10 protein-coding genes are annotated in these 26,495 nt (G+C 73.6%); all 10 read left to right on the forward strand.

Going from position 1 to position 26,495, the window contains the following annotated elements; all coding sequences use genetic code 11:
* The first annotated feature begins 402 nt into the window (after window positions 1–402).
* The 10 genes from ACZ4K2_RS35195 (at window position 403) to ACZ4K2_RS35240 (ending at window position 26,347) form a co-directional block, all read left to right on the forward strand.
* The gene (locus tag ACZ4K2_RS35195) at window positions 403–3,639 is read left to right on the forward strand and encodes a type I polyketide synthase (protein ID WP_467480430.1); all 3,237 of its coding nucleotides are present in this window, start codon (window positions 403–405) and stop codon (window positions 3,637–3,639) included.
* The gene (locus ACZ4K2_RS35200) at window positions 3,636–5,888 is read left to right on the forward strand and encodes a cytochrome P450 (RefSeq protein WP_467480428.1); all 2,253 of its coding nucleotides are present in this window, start codon (window positions 3,636–3,638) and stop codon (window positions 5,886–5,888) included. The genes ACZ4K2_RS35195 and ACZ4K2_RS35200 overlap by 4 nt, the downstream gene beginning before the upstream one ends.
* Window positions 5,888–7,051 (forward strand): macrolide family glycosyltransferase, encoded by a 1,164-nt coding sequence (locus tag ACZ4K2_RS35205; protein WP_467480425.1) that lies wholly within the window; start codon window positions 5,888–5,890, stop codon window positions 7,049–7,051. The genes ACZ4K2_RS35200 and ACZ4K2_RS35205 overlap by 1 nt, the downstream gene beginning before the upstream one ends.
* A 352-nt stretch (window positions 7,052–7,403) precedes the next feature.
* Entirely contained in the window at window positions 7,404–9,362 is a 1,959-nt protein-coding gene (locus ACZ4K2_RS35210) for a RiPP maturation radical SAM C-methyltransferase (protein ID WP_467480423.1), read from the forward strand.
* Complete coding sequence (locus ACZ4K2_RS35215; protein WP_467480421.1) at window positions 9,359–10,303, forward strand: TauD/TfdA family dioxygenase; 945 nt, start codon at window positions 9,359–9,361, stop codon at window positions 10,301–10,303. The genes ACZ4K2_RS35210 and ACZ4K2_RS35215 overlap by 4 nt, the downstream gene beginning before the upstream one ends.
* Before the next feature lie 22 nt (window positions 10,304–10,325).
* The gene (locus ACZ4K2_RS35220) at window positions 10,326–11,645 is read left to right on the forward strand and encodes an MFS transporter (RefSeq protein WP_467480419.1); all 1,320 of its coding nucleotides are present in this window, start codon (window positions 10,326–10,328) and stop codon (window positions 11,643–11,645) included.
* Window positions 11,623–11,904 (forward strand): MbtH family protein, encoded by a 282-nt coding sequence (locus tag ACZ4K2_RS35225; RefSeq protein ID WP_467480417.1) that lies wholly within the window; start codon window positions 11,623–11,625, stop codon window positions 11,902–11,904. Before ACZ4K2_RS35220 ends, ACZ4K2_RS35225 begins: the two co-directional genes overlap by 23 nt.
* 51 nt (window positions 11,905–11,955) lie before the next feature.
* Window positions 11,956–15,462 (forward strand): non-ribosomal peptide synthetase, encoded by a 3,507-nt coding sequence (locus ACZ4K2_RS35230; protein WP_467480415.1) that lies wholly within the window; start codon window positions 11,956–11,958, stop codon window positions 15,460–15,462.
* Window positions 15,459–22,418, forward strand: a complete 6,960-nt coding sequence (locus ACZ4K2_RS35235; RefSeq protein WP_467480413.1) for an amino acid adenylation domain-containing protein — start codon at window positions 15,459–15,461, stop codon at window positions 22,416–22,418. Before ACZ4K2_RS35230 ends, ACZ4K2_RS35235 begins: the two co-directional genes overlap by 4 nt.
* Window positions 22,415–26,347 (forward strand): non-ribosomal peptide synthetase, encoded by a 3,933-nt coding sequence (locus tag ACZ4K2_RS35240; RefSeq protein WP_467480410.1) that lies wholly within the window; start codon window positions 22,415–22,417, stop codon window positions 26,345–26,347. Before ACZ4K2_RS35235 ends, ACZ4K2_RS35240 begins: the two co-directional genes overlap by 4 nt.
* Window positions 26,348–26,495 lie beyond the last annotated feature (148 nt).

Here is a 26,495-nt window from a genome sequence, read left to right on the forward strand (position 1 = left end):
CGGGTGCGGCGGTTGGAGGTCGGTCGTGCGTTTCATTCGGCGCGGATGGATCCGGTGCTGGAGGAGCTGGGTGGGGTGGCGGCGGGTTTGTCGTTCGGTGAGCCGGTGATTCCGGTGGTGTCCACGGTGTGTGGTCGTCCGGTGGACATGGGGGAGCCTGCGTATTGGGTGCGGCAGGCGCGGGAGCCGGTGCGGTTCGCGGACGCGTTGGAGTGGCTGGCGGGCCGGGGTGTCACGGGGTTGGTGGAGGTGGGTCCGCATCCGCTGCTGGTGGGCAACGGGTTGATGCGGCGTGGTGCTGATTCCCCGGAGCGGTTGTTCGCGGGATTGGGCCGGTTGTGGGCGGACGGCGCCGCGCGTTGGACACCACCGACTATCGCGGAGACCGGGGCGGGCGCGGGGGTGCCTTCGTATCCCTTCCAGCACCAGCACTACTGGCTCCAGCCCACCACCCCGGCGGAGGGCCTCGACACGCCCGACCATCCGCTGCTGCGCTCCCTGGTGAGGCTCCCCGTCGGACAGGGCGTGGTGCTGACCGGGAAGCTCTCCGCGTCCGTCCACCCGTGGCTGGCCGAGCACACCGTGCTCGGTTCCACGCTGCTGCCCGCGATGGCGTTCGTGGACATGGCCGTCCACGCCGGCGAGCACACGGCCAGCCCCGTACTGTCCGAGCTGGTCCTGGAGGCGCCGCTCGTGCTGTCCGAGCACGACGGTGTGCACGTGCAGGTCACCGTCGGCGCGCCCGACGACACCGGACGCCGGCCCGTCACCGTCCACTCCCGCACCTCCGCCGAGCCCGACGAGTGGACCCGCCACGCGACCGGCGTGCTCGGTCCGGCTACGGACCGGGCGACACGGGCCGACCGGGCGGCCGTGCCCGGGGCGGACGACAGCGAGACCGTGCCCATCGACATCGGCTCGCTCTACGACCGGCTCGCCGAAGCCGGCTACGACTACGGGCCGACCTTCCAGGGGCTCACCGGCATCCGGCGGCACGGCGAGGACCTGCACGCCGAGGTGAGCTTCCCGGCGGACCCCGCACAGCTCACCGGTTACCGCGTCCACCCCGCGCTCCTGGACGCCGCCATACAGCCGCTCACCCTGCTCGCCGGCCTCGCGGGCGAGGACGGCGGCGCCGGCGGCAGCCCGGCGCGGCTGCCCTTCTCGTTCTCCGGTGTGTCGGTCACCGGTTCGGCGGCGACGGTCCGTGTGGTGCTGCACCCGACCGGGCCGGACACCTGCGCGGTGCGGATCACCGACACCGCCGGGACGCCGGTCGTGAGCATCGACGAGATCGTCCTGCGGCCCGTCGAAGCGGCGGGTCCCGGGGCCGGGCGCCTGCCGAACACGCTGTTCGCCGTTGACTGGACCCCGCTGGCGGCACCGGACGGCCCGGACACCGAGACGGTCCTCCACGAGGTCGCCGGCGAGGGCGAACCGGTCGCGGCCGTCCACGCGGTGACCCGGGAACTGCTCGGCAGGGTCCGGGAGTTCCTGGCCACCGACACGCCGGCCCGGCTCGTGGTCCTCACCGGCGACGACCTGGCCTCGGCCGCCGCCCGCGGCTTCCTGCGCAGCGCGCACAGCGAGAACCCCGGGCGGATCCTGACCGTCCGGCACGACGGCACGGCCGCCTCACGGCGGGCCGTCCCGGCCGCGGTGCGCGCCGCCGTGCGCGACGGCGAGCCCGAGATCCGGTTGCGCGACGGAGCCGCCCTCGTGCCGAGGCTGGTGAGAGCCGCCCCGGCCGCCCCGGCCGCCCCGACCGGGCCGCCCGCCCCGACCGGGTCCCTGGACGGCGTGCCCCTGGACGGCACCGTGCTGATCACCGGCGGCACCGGCACCCTCGGCGCCCTGGTCGCCCGGCACCTGGTCGCGCGGCACGGCGCCCCGCACGTGGTGCTCGCCGGCCGCCGCGGCGTCGAGCCGCCCGTACTCCGGCAGGAACTGGGCGCCGCCCTCACCGTGGTCGCCTGCGACGCCGGTGACCGCGGGGCACTGAGGGACCTCGTCGCCTCGGTCCCCGACCTGCGGGTCGTCGTGCACGCCGCCGGGGTCGTCGACGACGCCGTGGTGGGATCGATGACACCGGAGCAGGTCGACACGGTGCTGCGCGCGAAGGCCGATGCCGCGTGGCACCTGCACGAGGCCACCGAGCACCTGGACCTGCGGGCGTTCGTGCTGTTCTCCTCGGCGTCCGGGGTGTTCGGCGCCCCCGGGCAGGCCAACTACGCCGCCGCGAACGCGTTCCTCGACGCGCTCGCCGAGCACCGGCACGCGCGCGGTCTGCCGGCCACCTCCCTGGCCTGGGGCCAGTGGGCCGAGTCCAGCGGCATCACCGGGAACCTGACCGAGGCCGACCGCCGCCGGCTGGCGCGGACCGGGATGCTGCCGCTGGCCACCGAGCACGCCCTCGACCTGTTGGACACCGCCCTGGCCGGCGAACGCCCGGCACTGGTGCCGGTCCGCCTCGACCTCGCGGCGATCGACACTCCGCCCGCGCTGCTGCGCGGACTCGCCCGGCCGCGGCGCGCGCCGGCCCCGGCGGCCGGCCCCGGCGACCTGCGGGCCAGGCTCGAAGCCCTGCCCGAGCCCGAGCAGCGCGCCCTGCTGCTCGACCTGGTCGTCACGCACAGCGCCAGCATCCTCGGGATGGCCCCCGGTGGGATCGACGACCCGCGCCGGCTGTTCCGCGACCACGGCGTCGACTCGCTGACCGCCATCGAGCTGCGCAACCGGCTCAACGCGGCCACCGGGCTCCAGCTCCCGGCGACCCTCGTCTTCGACTTCCCGACGCCCGAGCAGCTCGTCAACCACCTCTACGGGCAGCTGTGCTCGCCGGAGAACCGGGTCGCCGGGCCGATGGAGCGCCTGCTGCGCAAGGCCGTCGACGTCGGCCGCGCGCAGGACGGCCTCGACCTGCTGGCCACGGCGTCCCGGCTGAGCCCGGCCACCGACGCGCCGAAGGCCGAGGTGGCCGCACTCGCGACCGGCTTCCTCCAGCCGTCGCTGGTCTGCCTGCCGTCCGCGCTGGCGTCCGGCGGCATCGAGGAGTACGGGCGCTTCGCCGCGGCGCTGGAGGCCGCCCGCGACGTCACGGCGGTCACCCTGCCGGGCTTCGCCGGCGACCCGCTGCCCGCGGACGCCGACGTCCTGGTCCAGGCACTCGCCGAGGCCGCGTCGGCCGTCGCCGCGCCGGTGCTGGTCGGCCGTTCGGTGGGCGCGTGGCTGGCGCTGGCGACCGCCGGAGAACTGGAGCGGCGGGGAGCCCGGCCCAGCGCCGTGGTGCTGATCGACGGCTACCCCGAGGACCTGCCGGGTGTGCTCACCGGCATGCTCGACGCCGGCCACCAGGTCCAGCCGGTCGACGACGACCGGCTGGTGGCCATGGGCCGCTACCTCGATCTGGCCGGCGCCCCGGAGCCCGTCACCGCGCCGGTGCTGCTGGTGGGCACGGGGAAGCGCTCGTATCCCCGGCTGTCCACCACCGCCCAGGAGGTGCTCACCGTCTCGGGCGACCACTTCACCGTACTGGAGGAGCACTCCGCGGCCACGGCGCTGGCCATCAGCACGTGGCTCCTCGACTTCAGCGGATACGGGGCCGGGTTGTCCGCACTCAGGGGAAAGGACGATGCATGATCTGGGACAACGTCTACATCGGCGGAACGGGGCGGTACCTGCCGCCCCGCACGCCCGCGACGCAGGCCGTGCCGGACACCGAGACCATGCGGCGGCTGCTCGCGCTGTCGGACTTCGTGTCGTTCACCCGCTCCGACGACGTCACCGAGCACGCGATGGCCGTGCACGCGGCGATCGGAGCCCTGCGCGAGTCCGGCCTCAGCGGCGCCGACATCTCCATGGCCGCCTACGCCCAGATGGACCACCAGGACCACATGGCGTCCTCCTGCCACCTGCAGCGCGTCCTCGGCCTCGGCCACGCCCTCGTCTACGAGGTCGAGGCGACCAGCAACGGCGGCTCGGCCGCGCTGCAGTCCGCCGCCGCGCACCTGGTGGCCGACCCGGCCGCGACCGCGACCCTGGTCACGGCCACCGCCCGGTTCCTGCCGCCGCGCTGGGAACGCTGGCAGCCCACCATCGGCATCTTCCTGGCCGACGGCGCGGTCGCGGCCGTGCTCAACCGCGAGGGCGGCCGGGCGCGGCTGGTCGCGACCGCCAACAGCTCCGCGACCCAGATGGAGGTCCTCGCCACCCCGACGATCCCGGACCCCGAGGGCCACCGCAACCGTACGCCGATCGAGGTCACCGGCCTGGCCCCGTATCTGACGCTGATGAGCGGGGCGCTGGTCACCGCGGTCGAGCAGGCCGCCAAGGAGGCCGGCGTCAGCCTCGCCGACATCACCAGGTTCGTCGTCACCGGTCTGGGCCTGGCCCAACTGGAGGTCGTCGTGCTGGAGCCGCTCGGCATCGACCTGGGCCGCACCACCTGGCCGATGCTGCGCGAACTCGGCCACGTCGGGCCGTGCGACCAACTGCTCGGCATGGACCACCTGCTGCACGACGAGACCCTCAAGCCCGGCGACACCATCATGTCGATCGGCCTCGGCATGGGCTCGCGGTTCACCGCGTCCCTGCTGGAGGTCACCGAGCAGCCCAAGCCCCGTACGGCCACCGTCTTCACCGAGCCGGTGCGCGCGCAGGCCCCGCCCGCCGACGCGTATGTCATCGACCCCTCGGGCGGCGACATCTTCGGCGAGGCCGCTGCCCTGCGCGAGCGGGGCCCGGCCACGCCCGTCGAACTGCCCGGTGGCGTGTCGGCCTGGGCCGTCACCGACCACGACCTGGCGAAGAAGCTGCTGCTCGACCCGAAGGTCTCCAAGGACGCGAACAAGCACTGGCCCATGTGGCGCGACGGCGACATCCCGCCGGACTGGCCGCTGATCATGTGGGTCGCGATGCAGAACATGTTCACCGCCTACGGGGCCGACCACACCAGACTGCGCAGCCTGGTGGCCAAGGCGTTCACCCCGCGCCGCATCGAGGCGATGCGGCCGCGCGTCGAGGAGATCACGGCCGGTCTGATCGCCGACCTGGCCGCGGTGCCGCCGGGGCAGGCGGTCGACCTGCGGGCACGGTTCGCGTTCCCGCTGCCGATCCAGGTCATCACCGGACTGTTCGGGGTGACCGCGCGGACGGGCGCGGACCTGCGGCGGCTGGTGGACGCGGTGTTCAGCCTCGACGCGGACCCGGCGGGCGTGCAGGCCGCCTCCGGCGAGCTGTACATGCTGCTCAAGGACCTCGCGGCCGCCAAACGGCGCGACCCCGGCGACGACATGACCAGCGACCTGATCGCCGCGCAGGAGGCGGACGGCACACGACTGTCCGAGCGGGAACTGCTGGACACCCTGCTGCTGACCATCTCCGCCGGCTTCGAGACGACGGTCAACCTGCTCGACCACGCCGTCCACGCGCTGGCCACGCACCCGTCTCAGCTCGCCCTGGTCCGGTCCGGGACCAGCACGTGGGAGGACGTGGTGGACGAGACCCTGCGCTGGCAGGCGCCGGTCCCGAACCTGCCGCTGCGGTACGCCGTGGAGGACATCTCCGTGGACGGCGTGCGGATCCGCAAGGGCGAGGCGATCCTGCTGTCCTACGGCGCGGCCGGCCGCGACCCGGCTCAGCACGGGGCCGACGCGGACGGCTTCGACGTCACCCGGCCGTCGCGGGCCGACCACCTCACCTTCGGGCACGGCGTGCACTTCTGCCTCGGCAGCCCCCTGGCGAAGCTGGAGGCGACGACCGCGCTGTCCGCGCTGTTCACCCGGTTCCCCCGGCTGCGGCTGGCCGTCCCGTCGTCCGAACTGGAGCCGCTGGGTTCCTTCTTCACCAACGGACACAAGACCCTGCCGGTCATCCTGGAGGAGAGCTGATGGCCCATCTCGCCTTCGTGAGCGCGCCGGCGTCCGGGCACGTGAACCCGACCCTGCCGCTGGTCGAGGAGCTGGTCCGGCGCGGTCACCGGGTCAGCTACGCCACGGGACCGGCCACCATGGACGGCCCCGTCGCCGCCGGGGCGTCGCCGGTGACCCTGCCCTCGCAACTGCCGCCCGGCATGGCGGCGCGGGGCGAGTTCACGGCGGAACAGCTCGCCGTGACGATGGAGTACTACCTCGACGACGCGCGTGCCTCCTTCCCCGTCCTGGCCGAGCACTTCACGGCCGACCCGCCGGACGCGGTGTGCTACGACTCGGTGACCTTCACCGGGAGGATGCTGGCGAACCTGCTCGCCGTGCGGGAGGTCTCCCTGGTGCCGACCTTCGCGGAGAACGAGTCCTTCTCGGCGGCGCAGGTGTACCTGCCGGCCGACTTCGACCACACCGACCCCCGGCTGGTGGCCGCGGTCCAGGAGATGGGGAAGTTCGCGCAGGGCCACACCTTCCTCGAGAACCCGAACCTGATGTTCGGCCACGTGGCCCCGACGAACCTGGTGTTCGTCCCCCGCGAGTTCCAGATGGCGGGGGAGACCTTCGACGAGCGCTTCCACTTCGTCGGCCCGTCGCTGAGCGGCCGGCAGACCGCCGAGGAGTGGAGCCCCCGGTCGCGGGCCCCGGTGCTGCTGATATCGCTGGGAACCGTCTTCAACGACCGGCCCGAGTTCTACCGGACCTGCGTCGAGGCGTTCGGGGACAGCGACTGGCAGGTCGTCATGGCGGTGGGCGGCCTGGACCGGGAGTCGCTGGGCCCGATCCCGGCGAACGTCGAGGTGCACGCGCACGTGCCGCAGGTGGCGGTGCTGCGGCACACCGAGGTGTTCCTGAGCCACGCCGGGATGAACTCGGCGATGGAGTCCCTCTACCACGGGGTGCCCTTCGTGGCGGTGCCGCAGATCCCGGAACAGCGGGCGGTCGCCCGGCGGGCGGAGGAGCTGCGGGTCGGCAGGACGCTCGCCGAGCCGACCGTGCGGGGCCTGCGCGACGCCGTCCGCGAGGTCCGGTCCTGCCGTCCCCGGGCGGCGGCCCTGAGCCGGATCGTGCGCGGGGCGGGCGGCGCGGCAAAGGGGGCGGACGTCCTGGAGAAGCTGCTGACGCGGTAGCGGCCGGGCTCCACCGGGCAGTCCCCCCCCGCGCCCCGGCCGGTGGAGCCCGTTCCCGCGCGCGGTCCCGTACGGCGTGCTGTCCGGCGGTCGGACCTCCCGGCCGCCGGCGCACGTGTTCGTCGCGCTTGGCCGGATCATCCCCCGGCCCCGACCATGTGGTCCCGCGTGAGGAGCGGCCGCCGAACCCGCGGAGTCTTCGGCGAACACCCGTTGGACCACGGCGAACGCACCCGTGCGGCAGCGGGAAAAGATCCCGGGTCCATCCGCGCCTCAGCCGGTGTCCGTGGGAAATTCCGTTGGCCTGAACAGCCCTGCCGATTCAAGCCATGCTGCACTAGACTCCCAACGAATGATCACGGGGAGGCCGCAGTTGCTGCATGTCGCTTTGGTGAACATGCCATTTGCCGACTGGAATCGTCCGTCATTCGCCCTGGGGCAGTTGTCGACTCTCGTGCGCCGGGATTTCGACGACCGGGCGCGAGCGCGCGTGTGCTATCTCAACCAGGACATGGCCGAGTTCTTCGGGACACGTCTGTACGAGGCACTCTCCGTGAGTCACGATCATGTGGACACGGGGATCGGGGACTGGCTGTTCCGGCACATCGCCTTTCCGGACGAGTCCGACACCGCCACCGAGTACTTCCAGCGCTACTACCGGGGTGCCCGATGGGCCGACTTCCGCGAGCAGATCCTGTCGGCGCGGGACGGCCTGCGGGAATTCTGTGCGGAACTGATCGACCGCTACCGGCTCGACGAGGCCGACATCGTGGGGTTCAGCTCGATGTTCGCCCAGCATGTGCCGAGCATCGCCCTGGCGCGGCTGATCAAGGAGCGCAGCCCGCGGACGCTCGTCGTGCTGGGCGGGGCGAACTGCGAGGCGCCGATGGGATCGGTGGTCGCCGAGCACGTGCCGGCCGTCGACTTCGTCTTCTCCGGGCCCGCGCTGAACACCTTCGGTGAATTCCTGCGGTGTGTCCTCGACGGTGACCCGGAGCGCGCCGATGCCGTTCCGGGAATCCTTTCCGAGCGGAACTGCCGAGACCCGCGCTTCCGCAGGGCCATCGGCGCGGAACGCGATATCGACGACTTCTTCCTTCCCGACTACGGCAGTTTCTTCGAGGCGCTGGAGGGTCATCCGGAACTGCGCCGCACGGGGACCAGTAAACCCATGCTGTTCTTCGAGACGTCCCGCGGCTGCTGGTGGGGACAGCGTTCGCACTGCACGTTCTGCGGGCTGAACGGCGAAAGCATGGCTTTTCGGGCCATGGCTCCGGACCTTGCCGTCCGGCAGTTCGAGTGGCTGTTCGGCTTCGCGCCCACCTACGCCTTGTTCTTCTGTACGGACAATGTCATGCCCCGCAATTACTCCCGCGAGGTCTTCCCCCGGCTCGATCCGCCGCCGGGGACGGAGATCTTCTACGAGGTCAAGCTCCCGCTGAGCCGTCAGGACCTGCGTGCCATGACGGACGCGGGCGTCACCGTCGTCCAGCCCGGCATCGAGGCGCTGGCCTCCTCCACCCTCACACTGATGGGCAAGGGCACGACCGCGTTCCAGAACCTGCAGTTCCTCAAGAACTGCGAGGAGTTCGGGATCAAGCCCGAGTGGAACCTGCTGATCGGCTTCCCCGGGGAGGACCCGGCGGTCTACCGCAAGTACGCGGAGGAACTGCGCGACTTCGTCCACCTGGTGCCGCCGCACGGCGTGTACATGGTGCGCTTCGACCGCTTCAGCCCCTACTTCAAGCGGAGCGACGAGTACGGGCTAGCCCTCAAGCCGGTGGACTACTACTCCCTCACGTATCCCTTCGACGAGTCGGCGCTGACCGATCTCGCGTACTTCTTCGCCGACCAGAACCTGGCGCCGTACATGCTCGACGCGGTCGAGTGGCACGACGAGTTGAGCGGGCTGGTCACCCAGTGGCGTGCGGCCTGGTCCGGGGAGGACGGAGCGGCCCGTCGCGAACTGCGGCTGGTCGCCGACGACGACGGCCGGCTCACGGTCCGTGACTCCCGTTCCGGGACTCTCCGGTCGCACCCGGTCGACGCGGTGACCGGCCGGCTGCTGCGTCGGCTGTCCTCGCCGGCCAAGCCCGAACAACTGGCCCGGGACTGGCCGGAGGGTCCGGACGACCTGCGGTGGCGCCTGGACACGCTCACCGGACAGCGGTTCCTCTTCGCGGAGAACGGCCGGGTGATGAGCCTGGTGCTGACCGGAGCGGACGGCGAGATCGAGGAACCCGCCCGGGAGGAGTCCGCCACGGTGGGCGCCCGGCGGCTGCTGCCGCTGTTGTCGGAGGCACCTCGATGACGGTCGAGACCACCCCGGTGCTCCCGCTGGTCGTGGAGGGGCACGGCGAGTCTGCCGTCGAACCGCTGCGTGCTAGGCGGGAGGAGCTCCGGGCCGTGTTGCGTGCACGGGGTGCGCTGCTGCTGCGCGGCTTCGACATCGGGGGCGCCGACGGCTTCACGGACATCGTCCGCACGCTCTCCGGCGAGCCGCTGCCGTACACCGAGCGTTCCTCCCCCCGGAGCGTGATCAAGGGGAACGTCTACACGTCCACCGACTACCCGCCCGGTGAGCCGATCTTCCTGCACAACGAGAACTCGTACCAGTCGAGTTGGCCGCTGACCCTGTACTTCCACTGTGTGCGCCCGCCGTCGACCCTGGGCGCCACCCCGCTGGCCGACACCAGGCGGGTACTGGCCGCCGTCGACGACGAGGTGCGCCGGGAGTTCGACCGGCGAGGCTGGATGGTCGTACGCAACTACGGCGACCTGGTCGGCCTGCCGTGGCAGGAGGCGTTCGCCACCGAGGACCGCGCGGAGGTCGAGCGGTACTGCCGGGAGCGGGGCATCGAGGCGCAGTGGCTCTCCGGCGGCGGGCTGCGCACCCGGGCGGTACGGGAGGCCGTGCACCGGCATCCGGTGACAGGCGAGCCGGTGTGGTTCAACCACGCGACCGTCTTCCACGTCACCACGCTGCCGGAGCCGGTCCGGCTCGGGCTGCTGGAGATGCTGGGAGAGGAGAACCTCCCCAGCCAGACCCGCTACGGCGACGGCGGACCGATCCCGGACACCGTCATGGACCATCTCCGGGCCTGTTACCGAGCCGCGGCGACCCGCTTCGACTACCGTGCGGACGACGTCCTGGTGATCGACAACATGCTGGTCTCGCACGGCCGGGAGCCGTTCACGGGACCCCGCCGGATCGCGGTCGCCATGGCGGAGCCGTACACCCCCGACCGTTAGCCCCAGGACGGAAGACCCTCGCATGTTCGCACGTTCGCTCTGGTCCAACCGGGACTTCTCCGTCTTCTGGGCGGTCCAGGCGCTGTCCGAGGTCGGCAACGCGTTCTCCCTGGTGGCGCTTCCGCTGCTGGTGCTGCACACCACCGGGTCGGCGGCGCAGATGGGGTTGCTCACGGGCGTCGCCGGTGCCACCTCGCTGCTCGTCGGTCTGGTCGGCGGGGCCTGGGCCGACCGCTTCGACCGGCGGCGCCTGCTGATGCTGTGCGATGCCGCCAGGCTGGTGCTGTACGGCGCGATCCCGGTCTGCTGGGCCCTGAGCCCCCAGATCTGGCTGCTGTACGTGGTCATGGCGCTCGCCTCGGTCTTCGAGATGCTGTTCAAGATCACATACGTCACCGCCGTCGCGAACCTCGTCGACAAGGAGCAGATCGTCGCGGCGAACGGCCGGCTGGAGGCGACGAACGCGATCGCGTACATCGCCGGCCCCGCCCTGGCCGGTGTGGTGGCCGGGTTCTTCGGGCCGACGGCCGCCGTCGCCATCAACGCGGGCAGCTTCGGCATCTCCCTGGTGGGCCTGGTGTTCATCAGGTTCAGGCCCGTCGCGCGGCCGCCGGCCCACGACACCGAGAGCAAGGCGGCCCGGGCCCGTGACCTGCGCTCCGGCTTCCGGGTCGGCGCGGCGTTCCTGTGGCGCACCCCGGTGCTGCGGGCCCTCACCGTGCTGCTGACCGTCACCACCTTCCTCAGCCTGGGCATGACCGACGTGTTCATCTACCACCTGCGGCACGGCCTCGGGCAGGACGAGCGCACGGTGGGCTACGTGCTCGCGCTGGCCGGGCTCGGCACCTGCGTGGCCGCCGCCGCGACCGCCAGGCTGCGCCGCACCTGGGGTTTCGGCCCCTGCTGGCTCGGCGCGATGAGTCTGTGCGCGGTGTCGGTGCTGGTGCTGGGCGACACCGGGTACGTGTCGGTGGCGGCCGTGACGATCTGTCTGTACTCCTTCGGCATGGCGCTGGCGGGCGTCTGCTCGATGTCCCTGCGCCAACAGGTCACGCCCGACCATCTGCTCGGCCGGGTCACCTCCGCGTTCTGGACGATCCACGGCAGCCTCGCGCCCCTCGGCGCGGCCCTGCTCACCGCCCTGGTCGGCCGGCTGGGGACACGCGGGCCACTGACCGCGGTGGCCGCCGTCTTCCTGATCGTGGTCGTGGCCGCCGCCTTCACTCCCATTCGGCAGCGCCACCCGGAGCGGACCGCCGTACGGCTCCCGCGGACGGGACCCGCCGATACGCAGCCACCACGAGAGGAGAGTCACGGGGATGACGCCGAAGCCCGACGATGACGACCGGCTGTACAAGGTCGTGGTCAACCACGAGGAGCAGTACTCCATCTGGCCCGCCGACCGGGAGAACCCGCCAGGGTGGTCGGACGCGGGCAGGACCGGCCCGAAGCCCGACTGCCTCGCTCACATCGAGCACGTGTGGACCGACATGCGCCCGCTGAGCCTGCGCCGTCGTATGAAGGCGGGCGAACAGGACGCCCAGGACGGGCGGAGCGGACAGGACGGGCCGGTGGCGGAGGGTGCCGACCGGGCGGGCTGACTCCCGGCCCGCCACCCGCGCCCGCCGTACCGCGAACCAGGGGAGGCCATCGTGCACGACGACCTGGAAACACGACCGACGGCCCGCTCGGCGGGGACGCCCCGGCTGCCGCTCTCCCACGGCCAGGAAAGGCTCTGGTACCTGGAGCGGATCGCCTTCGCCGCGCCGGTCCACCACGTGTCCGCCGCCACCCTCGTCGAGGGCCCGCTCGACGCCGTCCGGCTGGCGTCCGCCCTGCGGGACTGCGCCTCCCGCCACGAGCTGCTCCGCAGCACCTTCGACGATCACGGGGACGGACCGCGCCGTACCGTCCGTGCGACGGCCGAGGTGCCGCTGCGGCGGCTGGACCTCGAAGGACCCGGGGGAGGCTCGACGGGGACGGACCTCCGGGGCGCATCCGAGCCGGAGGCGCGGCTGCGGAGTGTGCTCGCCGAGGAGAGCGCCCGGCCCTTCGCCCTCGACCGCGGGCCAGGCCTGCGCGCCACCCTGGTGCGAACCGGCGAGGAGCGGCACGTGCTGCTGCTCACCGCGCACCGCATCGTCGCCGACCGGGCCTCGCTCACGGTGCTGGAGCACGAACTCGCCGACCGTTACACGGCATCGGGCGCGGACCCGGCGCGGCTCCCGCTCCCGCCCCCGCACCGGCCGGCCCCGGACCCGGACACCCGGGGCGAGGGACTGGCGTACTGGGAGCGGCGGCTGGCGGATCGCCCGCCGCTCGACCTGCCGCTCGACCGGACCCGGCCGAGGACGCCGACCCACCGGGCGACGGGCCGACGGCTGCTCCTCGACGCCCGGCGCACCAAGGCCCTGCGGCGGCTCGCCCGCGAGGAAGGCGTACCGGCGTCGACGGTGCCGGCGGTCGCCTTCGCCGTGCTGCTGGCACGCTGGACGAGCCGGCACGACGTGGTGTTCGGGACCCCCGTGGACCGTCGTCCGCCGGAGTCCGCGAGGACGGCGTTCGGGCCCTACGAGGATCTGCTCCTGTTGCGCATCGATCTGTCCGGCCGTCCCTCCTTGCGGGAAGCGGTGCGTCGCGTCGCACGCGCCCGGGACGAGGCGGCGCGGCACGCCGACGTCCCCTTCGGACGGCTCGTCCAACTCTTCGATCACGAGCGGAACCTGAGCCGCCACCCGCTCTGCCAGGCGGTCTTCGCCGTGACGGGGGAGCGGCGTACGGGCTTCACCGCGGCGGGGCTCACCACGGCCCCACTCACCCTGGACGACGCGACCATCCCCTACGACCTGCGGTGCACGGTGACCGATGACGACGACGGGCGGGGCGGCTTCGAGGCCGAGTTGCGCCTCGCGTCCGACCTGTGGCTGCCGGAATCGGCCGACCGCATGGCGACCGCCTTCCGCGGCCTGCTCACCGCCCTCGCCGAGACCCCCGACCGCCGGATCGGGGAGATCCCGCTGCTGTCGCCCGAGGAGCGGGCCCGGATCGACGCCTGGAACGCCACCGACCGTCCCCTGCCCGAACCGGCCACCGTGGACGGCCTGTTCCTCGGGTGGGCGGAACGCACCCCGCGAGCCGTCGCCCTCACCGACCGCACGGGCACCTGGACGTACGCCCGGCTGCTGGAACGGGCCGACCGCGTCGGACGGACCCTGATCGCGGCCGGCGTCACCCCGGACTCCGCCGTCGCCTTGCACATGCGGCGCTCCGCCGACCTGGTCACGGGCATGCTGGGGGTGCTCCTGGCAGGCGGCGCCCCCCTCGTCCTCGACCCCGGCCAGCCCGGGGAACGACTGCGGTCCATGGCCGGCGACGCCGCGATCTCGGCCGTCCTCAGCCGCGCCGAACCCCCCGCCTGGCTGTACGGCCTGGGCGTACCCGTACTGCGACTCGCCGACGCGGAGCACGACGGCGCCGATCCGACCGCTCGGCGGGGACAGGGGCCGGCACCGGCCGACCGGGAACCCGGCACGCCTGCCGCACCCGGGCCCGCACCCGCCCCGGCCGCCGCCACCGGCCCGGGGCGGGGGGAGCCCCCGGCCGCCGGCCCGGCGCCCGACATGCCCGCGGCAGACGGCCCGGAGCACGTCGGACGCCGCCGCGTCGGCCCGCTCCCGCGGTTCCGCTCCCACCCCGTCGGGCTGGCCGCCGTGGTGCACACCTCCGGGTCGACCGGGCGGCCCAAGGCCGTCGGGATACCCCACCGGGCCGTCGTACGGCTGATCACCGCGACCGACTACGTGTCCATCGGCCCGGGCGACGTCCTGCTGCACCTCGGCGACCCGGCCTTCGACATCACCGCCTTCGAGGTGTGGGGAGCGCTGTGCAACGGCGCCCGGGTGAAAGTGCTGCCCGGCGACGAACCCCTCGGACCCGACGAGGTGCTGACCGCGCTGCGTGAGCTGCGGCCGACGATCGTCGCCCTCACCGGCACCCTCTTCAACCGGGTGGCCGACATCGATCCGAGGGCCTTCGGCGGACTGCGCCACCTCTTCGTCGTCGGAGAGGTGATGGACCCCCGCCGCACGCGCGCGGTGCTGCGCGGCGGCGCGCCGCCCGAGCACCTCCACAACGGGTACGGCCCGAGCGAGAACGCGACGTTCTCCACGACCCACCTGGTGGACCGGCCGGACGAGGACACCCCGAGCGTGCCCATCGGCTCCGCCCTCACCAACACCACGCTGCACGTGCTGGACCAGGAGCTGAACCCGGTGCCGATCGGGGTGACCGGCGAGTTGTACGTCGGCGGGCTGGGGGTCGCCCGCGGCTATCTGGGCCGCCCGGCCCACACCGCGGAGCGCTTCCTGCCGGATCCGTTCGCCTCCGGGCCGGGGGCGCTGATGTACCGCACCGGCGACCTGGTGCGAAGGCTCCCGGACGGGGCGCTGGACTTCCTCGGCCGGGCCGACCAGCAGGTGAAGATCCGGGGCTACCGCATCGAGCCGGGGGAGGTCGAGGCAGCGCTGCTGGCGGACGACGGCGTGCGCGAATGCACCGTGCGGGCGGTCGACGTCGCCGGGGACCGGCGGCTCGTCGCCTACGTCGTCCCCGGGCCGGGGCGCCGGCCGTCCCCACCGGAGCTGCTGGGCGGGCTGCGGGACCGGCTGCCGTCGCACATGGTGCCCGGCCATGTCGTCCTCCTCGACGAGCTGCCCACGACGCCCAGCGGGAAGATCGACGCACGGGCGCTGCCCGGCATCGCCGAGGGCGCGGCCGGCCCGCCGGACGCCGTCACCGTGCCGCCGAGGACGGCCACGGAGCGCGTCCTGTGGGAGATCTGGGCGGATGCCCTGCACGTGCGGTCCTTCGGGGTGCACGACAGCTTCTTCCTCATCGGCGGTCACTCACTGCTGGCCTCGGTGGTGCGCACCGCGGTCCGCGAACGACTCGGGGTGGCGCTGCCGTTGCGCACCCTGTTCGACGTGCCGACCCTGGCCGGTCTCGCCGCCGAGGTCGAGCGGGCCGCCGGCGAGGCGGCGGTCGTACCGGAGCACGGGCGAGCGGACGACGACTCGGAACGACTCGACGGCCTGGTGGCCGAACTGGAGCGGCTCGCCGAGTCCCGGCGCGCCGAGGGACGAGCGGGGGAAGCCACATGAAACGCACCACGACGACGGACGACGGGATGGACGCGGACCTGCGGGACAGGATCGAACGCCTCCCCGCCGGGCAGCGGGCCCTGCTGCGGCAGCGCCTGTGGGAGAAGGGCGCCCCGACCGGACTGCCCGCCCTGGACGACGACGGGGAGGCCCCCGCGTCCTTCACCCAGCGCAGGATGGCGTTCCTGGCCGGGCTGGATCCGGACAGCCCGGCCTACCACAGCCCCGTCGTGCACCGCCTCACCGGACCGCTGGACGACACCGCCCTCGAAGCGGCCCTCAACGACCTGCTGCGCCACCACGCCGTCCTGCGCACCGTCCTCCCGGTCCGGGACGGCCGTACCGTGCAGCGGGTCCTGCCGCACCGGCATCGCGCGCTGCCCGTCGTCGACCTGTCCGCGCTGCCCCGGCACGACCGGCAGGCGGAGGCCGAGCGCCTCGCGCGGGCGGACGCCGGGAAACGGTTCGACCTGGCCGAGGGACCGCTGCTGCGGTTCCGGCTGCTCCGCCTCGCCGCCGACGACGCGGTCCTGGTGCTCACCTTCCACCACGCGGTCGTCGACGGCTGGTCCCTGGACATCCTCCTGCGCGACCTGGGCACCGCGTACGGGGCGCGCCTGGACGGGCGGACGCCCGAACCGCCCGCCCACACGGTGCAGTACGCCGAGTACGCCCGCTGGCAGCACGAGTGGGCCGAAGGAGCCGAGGCCGCCGCCCAGTTGGACTACTGGGAACGCCGGCTGGCCGGCGCCCCGGACCCGATGCCACTGCCCGCCGACCGCCCCCGGCCCGAGCACCCCCGGGGACGTGCCGGGTCAACGGTGTTCACCGTTCCCGCACCCGTGACCGACGAGTTGCGGGAGATCTCCGCGCGCACCGGCAGCACCCTGTTCATGGTGCTGCTCGCGGCGTTCCAGATCGTCCTCGCCCGGTACGGCGGCCACGACGACGTGGTGGTCGGCACCCCGCTCGCCAACCGGCGCTACCGCGGCTTCCACGACCTGGTGGGCTTCTTCGCCAACTCGGTCCCGCTGCGCACGCGGGTCGCACCGCAGGCGTCCTTCGAGGACATCCTCGCCGAGGTCCGCACGACGTGCCTGGAAGCGTACGAGAACCAGGACGTGCCCCTCGACCTGGTCGCGCGGCGACTGCACCCGGAGCGCGGCCCCGGCCGGAACCCCATCTACCAGGTCAACTTCACCCTGCACAACACACCGTCGCGTCCGGTGCGCACCCTGCCGGGCGGGATCGGTCTCCTTCCGCTGGACCACCTGGACCACGACGCCGCCCGCTTCGACCTCGACCTGAACGTCCGGGAGACCGACGCCGGGCTGGAGGGCCGGCTCATCCACGCCACGGACCTGTTCGACACGGCGACCGGTGAGCGTCTCACCCGGTCGCTGGGTGTCCTGCTCGCCGCCGTCGCCGCCGCTCCGGACACGCGGATCGGTGAACTGCCGCTGCTGACCGCCGCGGAGAGCGAGCGGTTCCTGCGCGAGGGCCACGGCGCATCCGCCGGCCGCCCCGAGGACGCGCGCGTGGAGAGGCTCTTCGCCGAACGGGCGCGCACCGTCCCGGACGCGGTGGCCGTGTCGGCGCCGGGCCGCGCCGACCTGACCTTCCGGGACCTCGACCGCCGCGCCAACGGCCTCGCCCACCGGCTGCGCGGTCTCGGCGCCGGTCCGGGCCGCGTGGTCGCGGTGCTGCTGCCCCGCACACCCGAGGCGGTGGTCGCGCTGCTCGCCGTGCTGAAGAGCGGCGCCGCGTACGTGGCCCTCGACCCGGCCTATCCGCAGGCCCGGCGCGCTCACATGCTGCACGACAGCGGGGCCGCGCTGCTCGTCACCGACACACGACCGGCGGACCCGGACACCCCGGGCATCCCGACCGTCGTGGTGGACCCGGACCGGGTGGCCGGGGAGGCGACCGGGACTCCGCCGGAGGGCGACGGCGGGCCCGACGACCTGATGTACCTGATGTACACCTCCGGCTCGACCGGCGGGCCCAAGGGCGCCATGCTCTCCCACCGGCAGGTCGCCAACTACCTGCTGTGGGCGATGGAGACGTACCTGCCGCCCGGGGCGGACGGCGCCGTCCCCGTGCACTCCTCGCTCTCCTTCGACCTGACCGTGACGAGCCTCTTCGCCCCGCTGCTGGCCGGCCGGCGCCTGCTGCTCGCCGACGACTCCGGCACACCCGGCGAGGCCCTGCGCGCCTCGGCCGAGACGGACACCGGCCTCGCCTTCGTCAAGCTCACCCCCTCGCACCTGAGGTTGCTCGAAAGCTCCACGGCCCCCGCGCGTGCCGCGCAGTGGACCCGCACCCTGGTCGTCGGCGGCGAGGAACTGCACGAGGAGCAGCTCGCCGCCTGGCGCACGGGTGCCGGAGCGCCCCGGATCGTCAACGAGTACGGCCCCACGGAGACCGCCGTGGCCTGCGCCGCGTACGACAGCGCGCACCCGGCCGGCGGCTTCGGCCGGGTGCCGATCGGCAGGCCCGTGCACCACGTGCGGCTGTACGTGCTCGACGAGGCGATGACCCCGGTGCCACCAGGTGCGCCCGGAGAGCTCTACGTCGGCGGGGCGGGCGTCTGCCACGGCTACTGGAACCGCCCCGGCCTGACGGCGGAGCGCTTCGTCCCCGACCCCTTCGGCGGCGAGCCGGGCGGGCGTCTGTACCGGACCGGTGACCGGGTGCGCCGGACGGCCGGCGGAGACCTGGAGTACCTGGGCCGCCTCGACGACCAGGTGAAGATACGCGGTCACCGGGTCGAGCCGCAGGAGGTCGCCGCCGCGCTGGCCCGGGACCCGGCCGTTCGCGAGGCCGCCGTGATCGCGCACGGCCCCACCCCCGGGTCCCGGCGGCTGGTGGCCTTCGTGAGTCCCGACACCGATCCCGGCGCACCGCTGGACGCGGCGGCCGAGGCGGACTGGGTGCGCCGCCGGCAGACGATGTACGAGGACGTCTACGGCCGCGCGGAGCGCCCCGCCGACCCGTCGTTCGACCTGGCCGGCTGGAACAGCAGCTACACCGGCGACCCGATCGGGGCCGACGCGATGCGCGAGTGGCTCGACGCCACCGTCGACCGCATCCGCGCGCTGCGGCCGAGCCGGGCCCTGGAGATCGGCTGCGGCACCGGCCTGATCCTCTCCCGCATCGCCCCCGACTGCGACTTCTACCAGGGCGTCGACCTGTCCGAGCAGGTCGTCGAACGGCTGCGGGCCGCGATCGGCACCTCCGTCGCCCCCGAACGGATCGGGCTGCGGGCCGACCCCGCCCATCTCGCGATCCGCCCGGGCGAGACGTACGACACCGTGATCCTCAACTCCGTCGTCCAGTACTTCCCGTCCGTGGACTACCTGTCGGCAGTCCTGGAGCGGGCGATCGACGCGCTGCCCGCCGGCGGCCGGATCTTCCTCGGCGACCTGCGCAACCTCACACTCCTGGACGCCTTCCACGCCTCCGTCGCCGCCCACCGGGCGAAGCCGGGCACACCCGACGCCGTCCTGCGCGCCGAGACCGCCTGGCGAACGGAGACCGAGAACGAACTCTGCCTCGACCCCCGGTTCTTCGCCGGACTGACCGCACGGTGGCCGCGGGTCGGCCCGGTGAGGGTCCTGCCGAAGCGGGGAACGGCCGACAACGAACTGACCCGGTACCGCTACGACGTCGTCATCACCGTCGCAGGCGGACACACGCCGGACGACGGCCCAGGCGCCGGGCCGGCCGGGGCGCCCCTGGAGCGGGACTGGCGGACGGAGGACCTGGACGCCGACGCCCTGGACGCGCTGCTCGGCACCGAACGCCCCGACCGGCTCGTACTGCGCGGCATCCCCAACGCCCGGCTGACGGGGGACCTGCGGCTGCTGGCCCGGCTCTCCGGCGCGGCGCCGGACACCGTACGGCCGGGCGCCGACCCGGAGGAGCTGTGCCGCCTGGCCGGGCGCCACGGGTACGAAGCCGAACCGAGCTGGGCCGAGGGACGACCCGACGGCTCCTACGACCTGCTGCTGCACCGCCGGGGAACACCGCCGGCGGTGCCGCCGCCGGTCGTCCCCGCCGCGGAGCCGCACCGGCTCGCCACCGCACCGCTGTGGCGCCCCGCGGCTCTCGCCGCACTGCCGGGGATCGAGTCCCGGCTCGCGGAACGCCTGCCCGGCCCCCTCCTCCCCGCCCGCTACGTCGTGCTGCGCCGCATCCCGCTCAACGCCAACGGCAAGGTCGACCGCGCCGCGCTCACGGACCTGCTGCCGATGACCGGGGACGAGGACGGCACCGGGGACCACGGAGTACGGCCGGAGACCGAACTCACGCCCACACAGCGGCGGATGGCCGGCATCTGGAGCGAACTGCTCGGCCGCGACGGCATCCGCGCCGAGGACGACTTCTTCGACCTCGGCGGGCACTCCCTGCTCACCTTCCGGCTCGTTTTCCGGCTGCGGGAGGAGTTCGAGGTGGAGGTGCCGATCCGCGGGCCCTTCGACGCCTCGACACTCGGCGCACTGGCCGCCCTCGTCGACGACCTGGTCGTCGAGAAGAACCGGCCCGTGCTGCCCGCACTGGCCCCCGCCGAACGGGACGCGACCGTACCGGCCTCCTTCGCGCAGGAACGCCTGTGGTTCCTCCACCAGATGAACCCGGACACCGCCCAGTACAACTTCCCGGTCCTCGTCCGGCTGACGGGCGAACTCGACGTCGGCCTGCTGCGCCGGGCGCTGGCGGAGATCGTACGGCGACACGAGGTGCTGCGGACGGTGATCACCGCCCGCGACGGACAGCCGTTCCAGACCGTACTGCCCGCCGAGCCGCCCGCGCTCCCGCTCACCGACCTGAGCGGCCACCCGCCGGAGAGACGGGAACCGGAGGCGCGACGGCTGGCCGGGGAACACTACGCCGAGCCCTTCGACCTGGCCACCGGGCCGGTACTGCGGACCGGCCTGCTCCGGCTGGACGCGGCGGACCACGTCCTGCTGCTGACGGCCCATCACGTGACGGTGGACGGCTGGTCGGCCGCCGTCCTGATGGACGAACTGGCCGAGCTGTACACGGCGGGCCGCGAGCACCGAGCGCCCCGCCTGCCCGAACTGCCCGTGCAGTACGCGGACTACGCGCTCTGGCAGCGCCGGCTCGCCGAGGCCGGCCACTTCGACCGCCTGGTGGACCACTGGACGGCGCGCCTGCGGGGCATCCTCGATCTGCCGGGGCTGCCCCTGGACCGGCCGCGCCCGGCGCACCCCGAGAACCGGGGCGAGAGCCTGCGCTTCCGGATCCCGGCCCCGACCACGGACGGGATGCGCGCACTGTGCCGGGCGGAGGACAGCACCCTGTTCATGGCGCTGCTCGCCGCCCTGTACGCGGTGGTGAACCGGCGGACCGGGGAAACCGATCTCGTCGTGGGCTCGGACGTCGCCGGCCGCTCCGACCTCGGGACCGAACCACTGATCGGCTTCTTCGTCAACCAGATCGTGCTGCGCGCCGACCTCACCGGCGCCCCGACCTGGCGCGAGCTGCTGCGACGCGCCAAGGACGTGGCACTGGACGCCTACGCGCACCAGGACCTGCCGTTCGAGGAGATCGTCAAGGCCCTCAGCCCGCCCCGCACCCGTAACCAGAGCCCGCTGTTCCAGATCAAGCTGGTGCTCAACAGCAACCGGCGGGCCGCCGACGCCATGGCCGGCCTGCGGCTGAGCCCGTTCCCGGTGGACCTCGTCGACACCAGCCGCTTCGACGTCACCCTCGTCCTGGAGGAGGACGACGACGGGATCGCCGGGTACCTCAACTACGACCCCGACCTCTTCGACGCGTCGACCATGGAGGAACTGCGCGAGCAGTACGTCGCGCTGGCCGCGGACATGGCCGTCCGGCCGGACGCCTCGATCGCCGGAGCACCCCTGCCCAGGACCGCGCCCACGGCCCGTTCCGCGCCGGGCCGGGCCGGGCGGCGCGGCCCCGGCGCCCTGCGCGGGATCAAGCCCACCAAGGTCACCGTGGCCCCGGACGAGGTGATCGTACGGGGGCCGCTGGGGGACGGAGCCGACCTGCCGCTCGTGCTGCGCCCGGCCCGCCCCGACGTCGACCTGGTGGCCTGGGCCCGCTCGCACCGGACCCGGCTCGACACCGAGCTGGAACGGCACGGCGCCCTGCTGTTCCGGGGCTTCGCCGTCACCGACCCGGCCGCCCTGGAACGCTTCGCCTCCGTCTTCGTCGACGACCTCTTCGGCGAGAACGGCGAGCACCCGCGTGCCGCACTCGGCGGCAACGTCTACACGCCGGTGTTCTTCCCGCCCGAGGAGAAGCTGCTCTGGCACAACGAGAACTCCTTCAACGACCAGGGCCCGGCCCGCATCTGGTTCTGCTGCGCCCGCGCCGCCGACTCCGGCGGCGAGACCCCCCTGGTCGACAGCCGCGCCGTCCACCGGAGGCTGGACCCGGCGATCCGCGAGGAGTTCACCGCCAAGGGGGTCATGTACGTCCGCAACTACGGCACCGGACTCGGCCTCGACTGGCGGGACGTCTTCCGGACCCGCGACCGGGCCGAGGCCGAGGCCCGCTGCGCCCGGCAGGGACTGCGCCACGAGTGGCACGACGACCGGCTGCGCACCACCGCCGTACGGCCCGCCGTGCTGCGCCATCCGCGCACCGGCGAGTGGTCCTGGTTCAACCAGGCACAGCACTGGCACACCGCCTGCCTCTCCGCCGAGGTACGGGAGTCGCTGCTGTCCACCATGGCTCCGGAGGAACTTCCGCGCAGCTGCCGGTTCGGTGACGGCACCGAGATACCCGACGAGGCGATGCACGAGATCCTGCGGGTCTACCAGGAGCTGGAGGTCTCCTTCCCCTGGGAGCGCGGTGACGTGATGCTGCTGGACAACATCCTCACCGCCCATGCCCGCAACCCCTTCCGCGGCGAGCGCGAACTGCTCGTCGCCATGGGCGACATGGTCAGGTACCGATGACGGCGGAGGCGGAGCGGACGCGCAGGGTGGAAGGGTTCCGGCTGTCGTTCCGGCAGCGACGGCTCTGGGCACTCGCCGCACGCGGCCCGTCCTGGGCACAGGTCCTCGTCACCGTCGACGGTGAGCTGGACACGGACCGGCTCACGGTCGCCCTGCACGAAACGGTCGCCCGGCACGAGATCCTCCGCTCGGCCTACCAGCAGGTGCCGGGCGCCCGCACCGCCCTCCTCGTCGTCCACGCCGCGGACCATCCGGGCCCCCGCTGGACCCATGAGGAGCTGGGCCACCTGGACGGGACGGCGCGCCGCCGCAGGATCGACGCCGAGGTCCGCGCCCGACGGAAGCAGCCGCACGGCGGGCCGGACGACCCCGTGCTGCGGGCCACCCTCTTCGCCCTCGGCCCACGGCGGCACGCGCTGCTGCTCACCACCACCGTCCTGGCCGCGGACGGCCACGCGCTGCGGCTGCTCGTCGACGAGCTGGCCGAGCGGTACGCGGGCACACCGCCCACCGACGAGGTCCTGCAGTACGGCCAGTTCACCGAGTGGCAGTACCAGGAGTTCGGCGAGGCACCACCGCACCCGGCATCGTCGGGCGGCCCCGCCCCACGGCTGTCCCTGCCGCTGCGCCGGCCTCCCGGCCCCGGCCGTCCGGAGCGCCGTACCGTCACCGCGCCCCTGCCGGAGGCCGTCACGACGGCCGTCCACGACTACGCGCGGCGGCGGCGCGTGCGGCCGGGGAGCGTGCTGCTCGCCTGCTGGCAGACGCTGCTGGCCAGGATCGGCGGACAGCGCGACCTCACCGTCGACGTGCTGCTCGGCGGCCGGGAGTTCGAGGAGACGGCCACCGCCCTCGGCCACTTCGCCGAGTGGGCGCGGATCACCGCGCGGATCGACCCCGGTCTGGTCCTCGACGCCCTCGCCGCCCGTGCCGAACGCGCCCTGTCCGACGCCGAGGAGGCCCAGCCGGACGCCCCGTCCCGCGGTGGCGTGGAGCAGGCGGTAGGCGACATCGGCTTCGTCTGCGTGGACATCCCGGCACCGCGGCGCACCGGCGGCGTCACCTTCACCGTGGCCTGGGACGACGTCGAGACCGAGTCCCACGCCCTGCGGTTGACCTGCGCCCTGGGCGCGACGGAAGGCCGCACGACCTGGCACTACGACGGCCTCCAGTTCGAGGACGGCTACATCCGGGTGCTCGCCGATCAGTACGCCGTACTGCTCGCCGGGCTGCTGGCCGCGCCCGCCACCCCCGTGCGCGAGGCCGGCCTGCCTCCCGCGGCCGGCGCCGCCCGGCCACGGGCCCGCCTCCCGGAGCCGACGGACGGCCGATGCCTGCACAGCCTCGTCGAGGAGCAGGCCCGACGGTCCCCGGACGCCCTCGCCGTCGTGGCCGGAACCGACCGGCTGACCTTCCGGGAACTCGACGCGCGGGCCGACCGGTGGAGCGGGGTGCTGCGCGCCCGGGGCGTCCGCGTCGAAACCCCGGTGGCGGTGCGGGCGGCCCCGTCCGCCGCGCTGGTCGTGGCCCTGCTGGCCGTGCTCAAGGCCGGAGGGACCTATGTGCCGCTCGATCCGCTCCTGCCGCCCCTGCGGATCCGGGAACTGCTGGAGCGGTCCGGATGCCGCACGCTGCTCACCGACCGTCCGGACGAGGCGGTGGCGGCCGAGGGGGTCGCGTGCCTCGACCTGCGTGACCTGAAGCCCGCCGGTACGGACGCGCAAGCCGAACCCGGACCGTCGTGCGGGGCAGGCCCGGACCACCTCGCGTACATCATGTTCACCTCCGGCTCCTCCGGGACACCGAAGGGGGTGATGCTGCCCCACCGGGCCGTCTGCGACTACCTGCTGTGGAGCGCTCGAACGTACCTCACTTCAGGCGCCCCCCACGACGTCGGCGACCAGGGCGCCGGCGCGGAAGGCCGCTCCGCCGCGGGCGGAGCGATGGCGCACTCCTCGATCGGTTTCGACCTCACCGTGACGAGTCTGTTCCTGCCGTTGGTCACCGGTCGCCCCGTCCTCCTGGACCCCGCCTGGCGGGACGTCCTCGCCCTCTCCGCGGACCTGGCCGGCCGAACCGGCCTGGACCTGCTCAAGCTGACCCCGTCGCACCTCGAGGTGATCAACCGGTCCCTGGAACCACGCGACCTCACCGGAACCACCGGCTCCCTCGTCCTCGGCGGTGAGGCCCTCGACAGGAGCGCGGTCGACGTCTGGACGGCACACGCCCCGGGCACGAGGATCTTCAACGAGTACGGGCCGACCGAGACGACCGTCGGCGTGTGCGTGCACGAGGTGGGCGCCCACGACGGCCCCGGCCCCGTTCCCATCGGCCGGCCCATGGACCACGCCGAGGTCCTCGTCCTGGACGAGGACCTCACCCCCGTGCCCGTGGGCGTACCGGGTGAGATCTACATCGGCGGCACGAGCCTCGCCCGCGGATATCTGGGCGCCCCGGCCGCCACCGCCGAACGGTTCGTACCGCACCCCTTCTCACCGGAACCCGGCCGCCGTCTCTACCGTTCGGGCGACCTCGCCTGCGTCGGCCCGGACGGACTGATCCGGTACCTGGGGCGAGTGGACGACCAGATCAAGGTCAACGGGGTACGGGCCGAGCCCGAGGAGATCCGGGCCGCGCTGCTGCGGCACCCCGGTGTGCGGGACGCCGCCGTCGTCCTGGTCGCGGACGAGGAAAGCGGTGACCACCTGGCCGCCTGTGTCGTCACCGACGACGTCCACACCACGACGACGGGGGTCCTGCGCGCCCACCTGGCCGAGCGGCTGCCGGACCAGCTGGTGCCGACCGCGTATGCCAGGACCGGGGCGATACCCCTCACCCCGAACGGCAAGGTGGACCAGGCCGCGGTGCGAGACCTCGTCCGGGCCGGTGCCACCGGGTCCCCGGGCTCGTCGGCGGGCGGGGCCGGTACGCCGCCGGCCGACCCGGTGGAGGCCGCCGTGGCCCGCATCTTCGAGGAGTTGCTCGGCGTCGCCCCCGTCGGCGCGGACGACGACTTCTTCACGCTCGGCGGCCACTCCCTGCTGGCCGTACGGCTGATCGCACGGCTCAACGGGGAGTTCCACGCCGAGCTCCCGGTCCATGTGCTCTTCTCACAACCGGAAGCGGCGGAGGGGCCGGACCACGGGGCCGGACCGCCGGAAAGGGCGGCCACTCCGAAACACCTGGCCCGGTTGCTCAGGGCGCGCGACGCCGTTCCGCACGCCCTTCCGGACGACATCGCGGCCCTGCGGCCCCGGGCCGAGGGGACCCCGCTGTTCTGCGTCCACCCGGCGGGCGGCGAGGCCACCGGCTTCCGTCATCTCGCCGCCTGCCCGGAGCTGCGCGGCCCGCTGTACGCCCTCCAGACGTCGGCGGACGGTGCCGATCACGGGGACCGGAGCGTCGAGGAGCTGGCCGCCCGCTATCTGGCGGCCGTACGCGCGGTGGCGCCGACCGGCCCGTACCTGCTGCTGGGCTGGTCCATGGGCGGGCTGGTGGCCTTCGAAATGGCCCGGCTGCTCGAACTGCGGGGCGAACGCGCGGAGATGGTCTTCCTCGTCGAGAGCTACCTCTCCGCACAGCTCCCGGAGTCCGACGAGGCCGACGACCGGGAGAAGCCCGGTCCGGTAGCGGCGGAGGAGGACATGAGCGCCGCCGAGCTGCTCCGGCTGGACCTTCGACGCCGTACCAACCGCGCTCATCTGCGGGCCGCCCGCGCCTACCGCCCGTCGCGGTACACCGGCCCGGTCACGCTCGTCCAGGCCGGCGAACAGGACGCGGACCTCCGGCGCGCCGCGATCGGCTCCTGGGCCGGCGTCTGCGCCCCTGCCGGGCTGACCCACCACGTCCTGGAAGGAGACCACCTGACCCTGTTCGAGCCACCGTACGTCACCGAACTCGCCCGCCTGATCCACCGGACGGTGCGGTAGTGCACGGGACGCAGGTCGCCGCAGCCGCCGGAAACCCCGCCCTCCGGCGCGGCGCGTCCGCCGCAGGAGACCGGCTCGGTCTGTACCTCACGCGGCGACCGGGGCGGGCCGGCGGCTCCGCCGCTTCACAAGAAGGAGATGTGGTGCT

The sequence above is a fragment of the Streptomyces sp. NPDC025833 genome (assembly GCF_055558055.1).

What these genes read in the sequence shown, in the direction of transcription:
- ACZ4K2_RS35200 (WP_467480428.1), top strand. Translation starts at nt 3,636, where the DNA reads ATGATCTGGGACAACGTCTACATCGGCGGAACGGGGCGGTACCTGCCG.
- ACZ4K2_RS35205 (WP_467480425.1), top strand. Translation starts at nt 5,888, where the DNA reads ATGGCCCATCTCGCCTTCGTGAGCGCGCCGGCGTCCGGGCACGTGAAC.
- ACZ4K2_RS35210 (WP_467480423.1), top strand. Translation starts at nt 7,404, where the DNA reads ATGATCACGGGGAGGCCGCAGTTGCTGCATGTCGCTTTGGTGAACATG.
- ACZ4K2_RS35215 (WP_467480421.1), top strand. Translation starts at nt 9,359, where the DNA reads ATGACGGTCGAGACCACCCCGGTGCTCCCGCTGGTCGTGGAGGGGCAC.
- ACZ4K2_RS35220 (WP_467480419.1), top strand. Translation starts at nt 10,326, where the DNA reads ATGTTCGCACGTTCGCTCTGGTCCAACCGGGACTTCTCCGTCTTCTGG.
- ACZ4K2_RS35225 (WP_467480417.1), top strand. Translation starts at nt 11,623, where the DNA reads ATGACGCCGAAGCCCGACGATGACGACCGGCTGTACAAGGTCGTGGTC.
- ACZ4K2_RS35235 (WP_467480413.1), top strand. Translation starts at nt 15,459, where the DNA reads ATGAAACGCACCACGACGACGGACGACGGGATGGACGCGGACCTGCGG.
- ACZ4K2_RS35240 (WP_467480410.1), top strand. Translation starts at nt 22,415, where the DNA reads ATGACGGCGGAGGCGGAGCGGACGCGCAGGGTGGAAGGGTTCCGGCTG.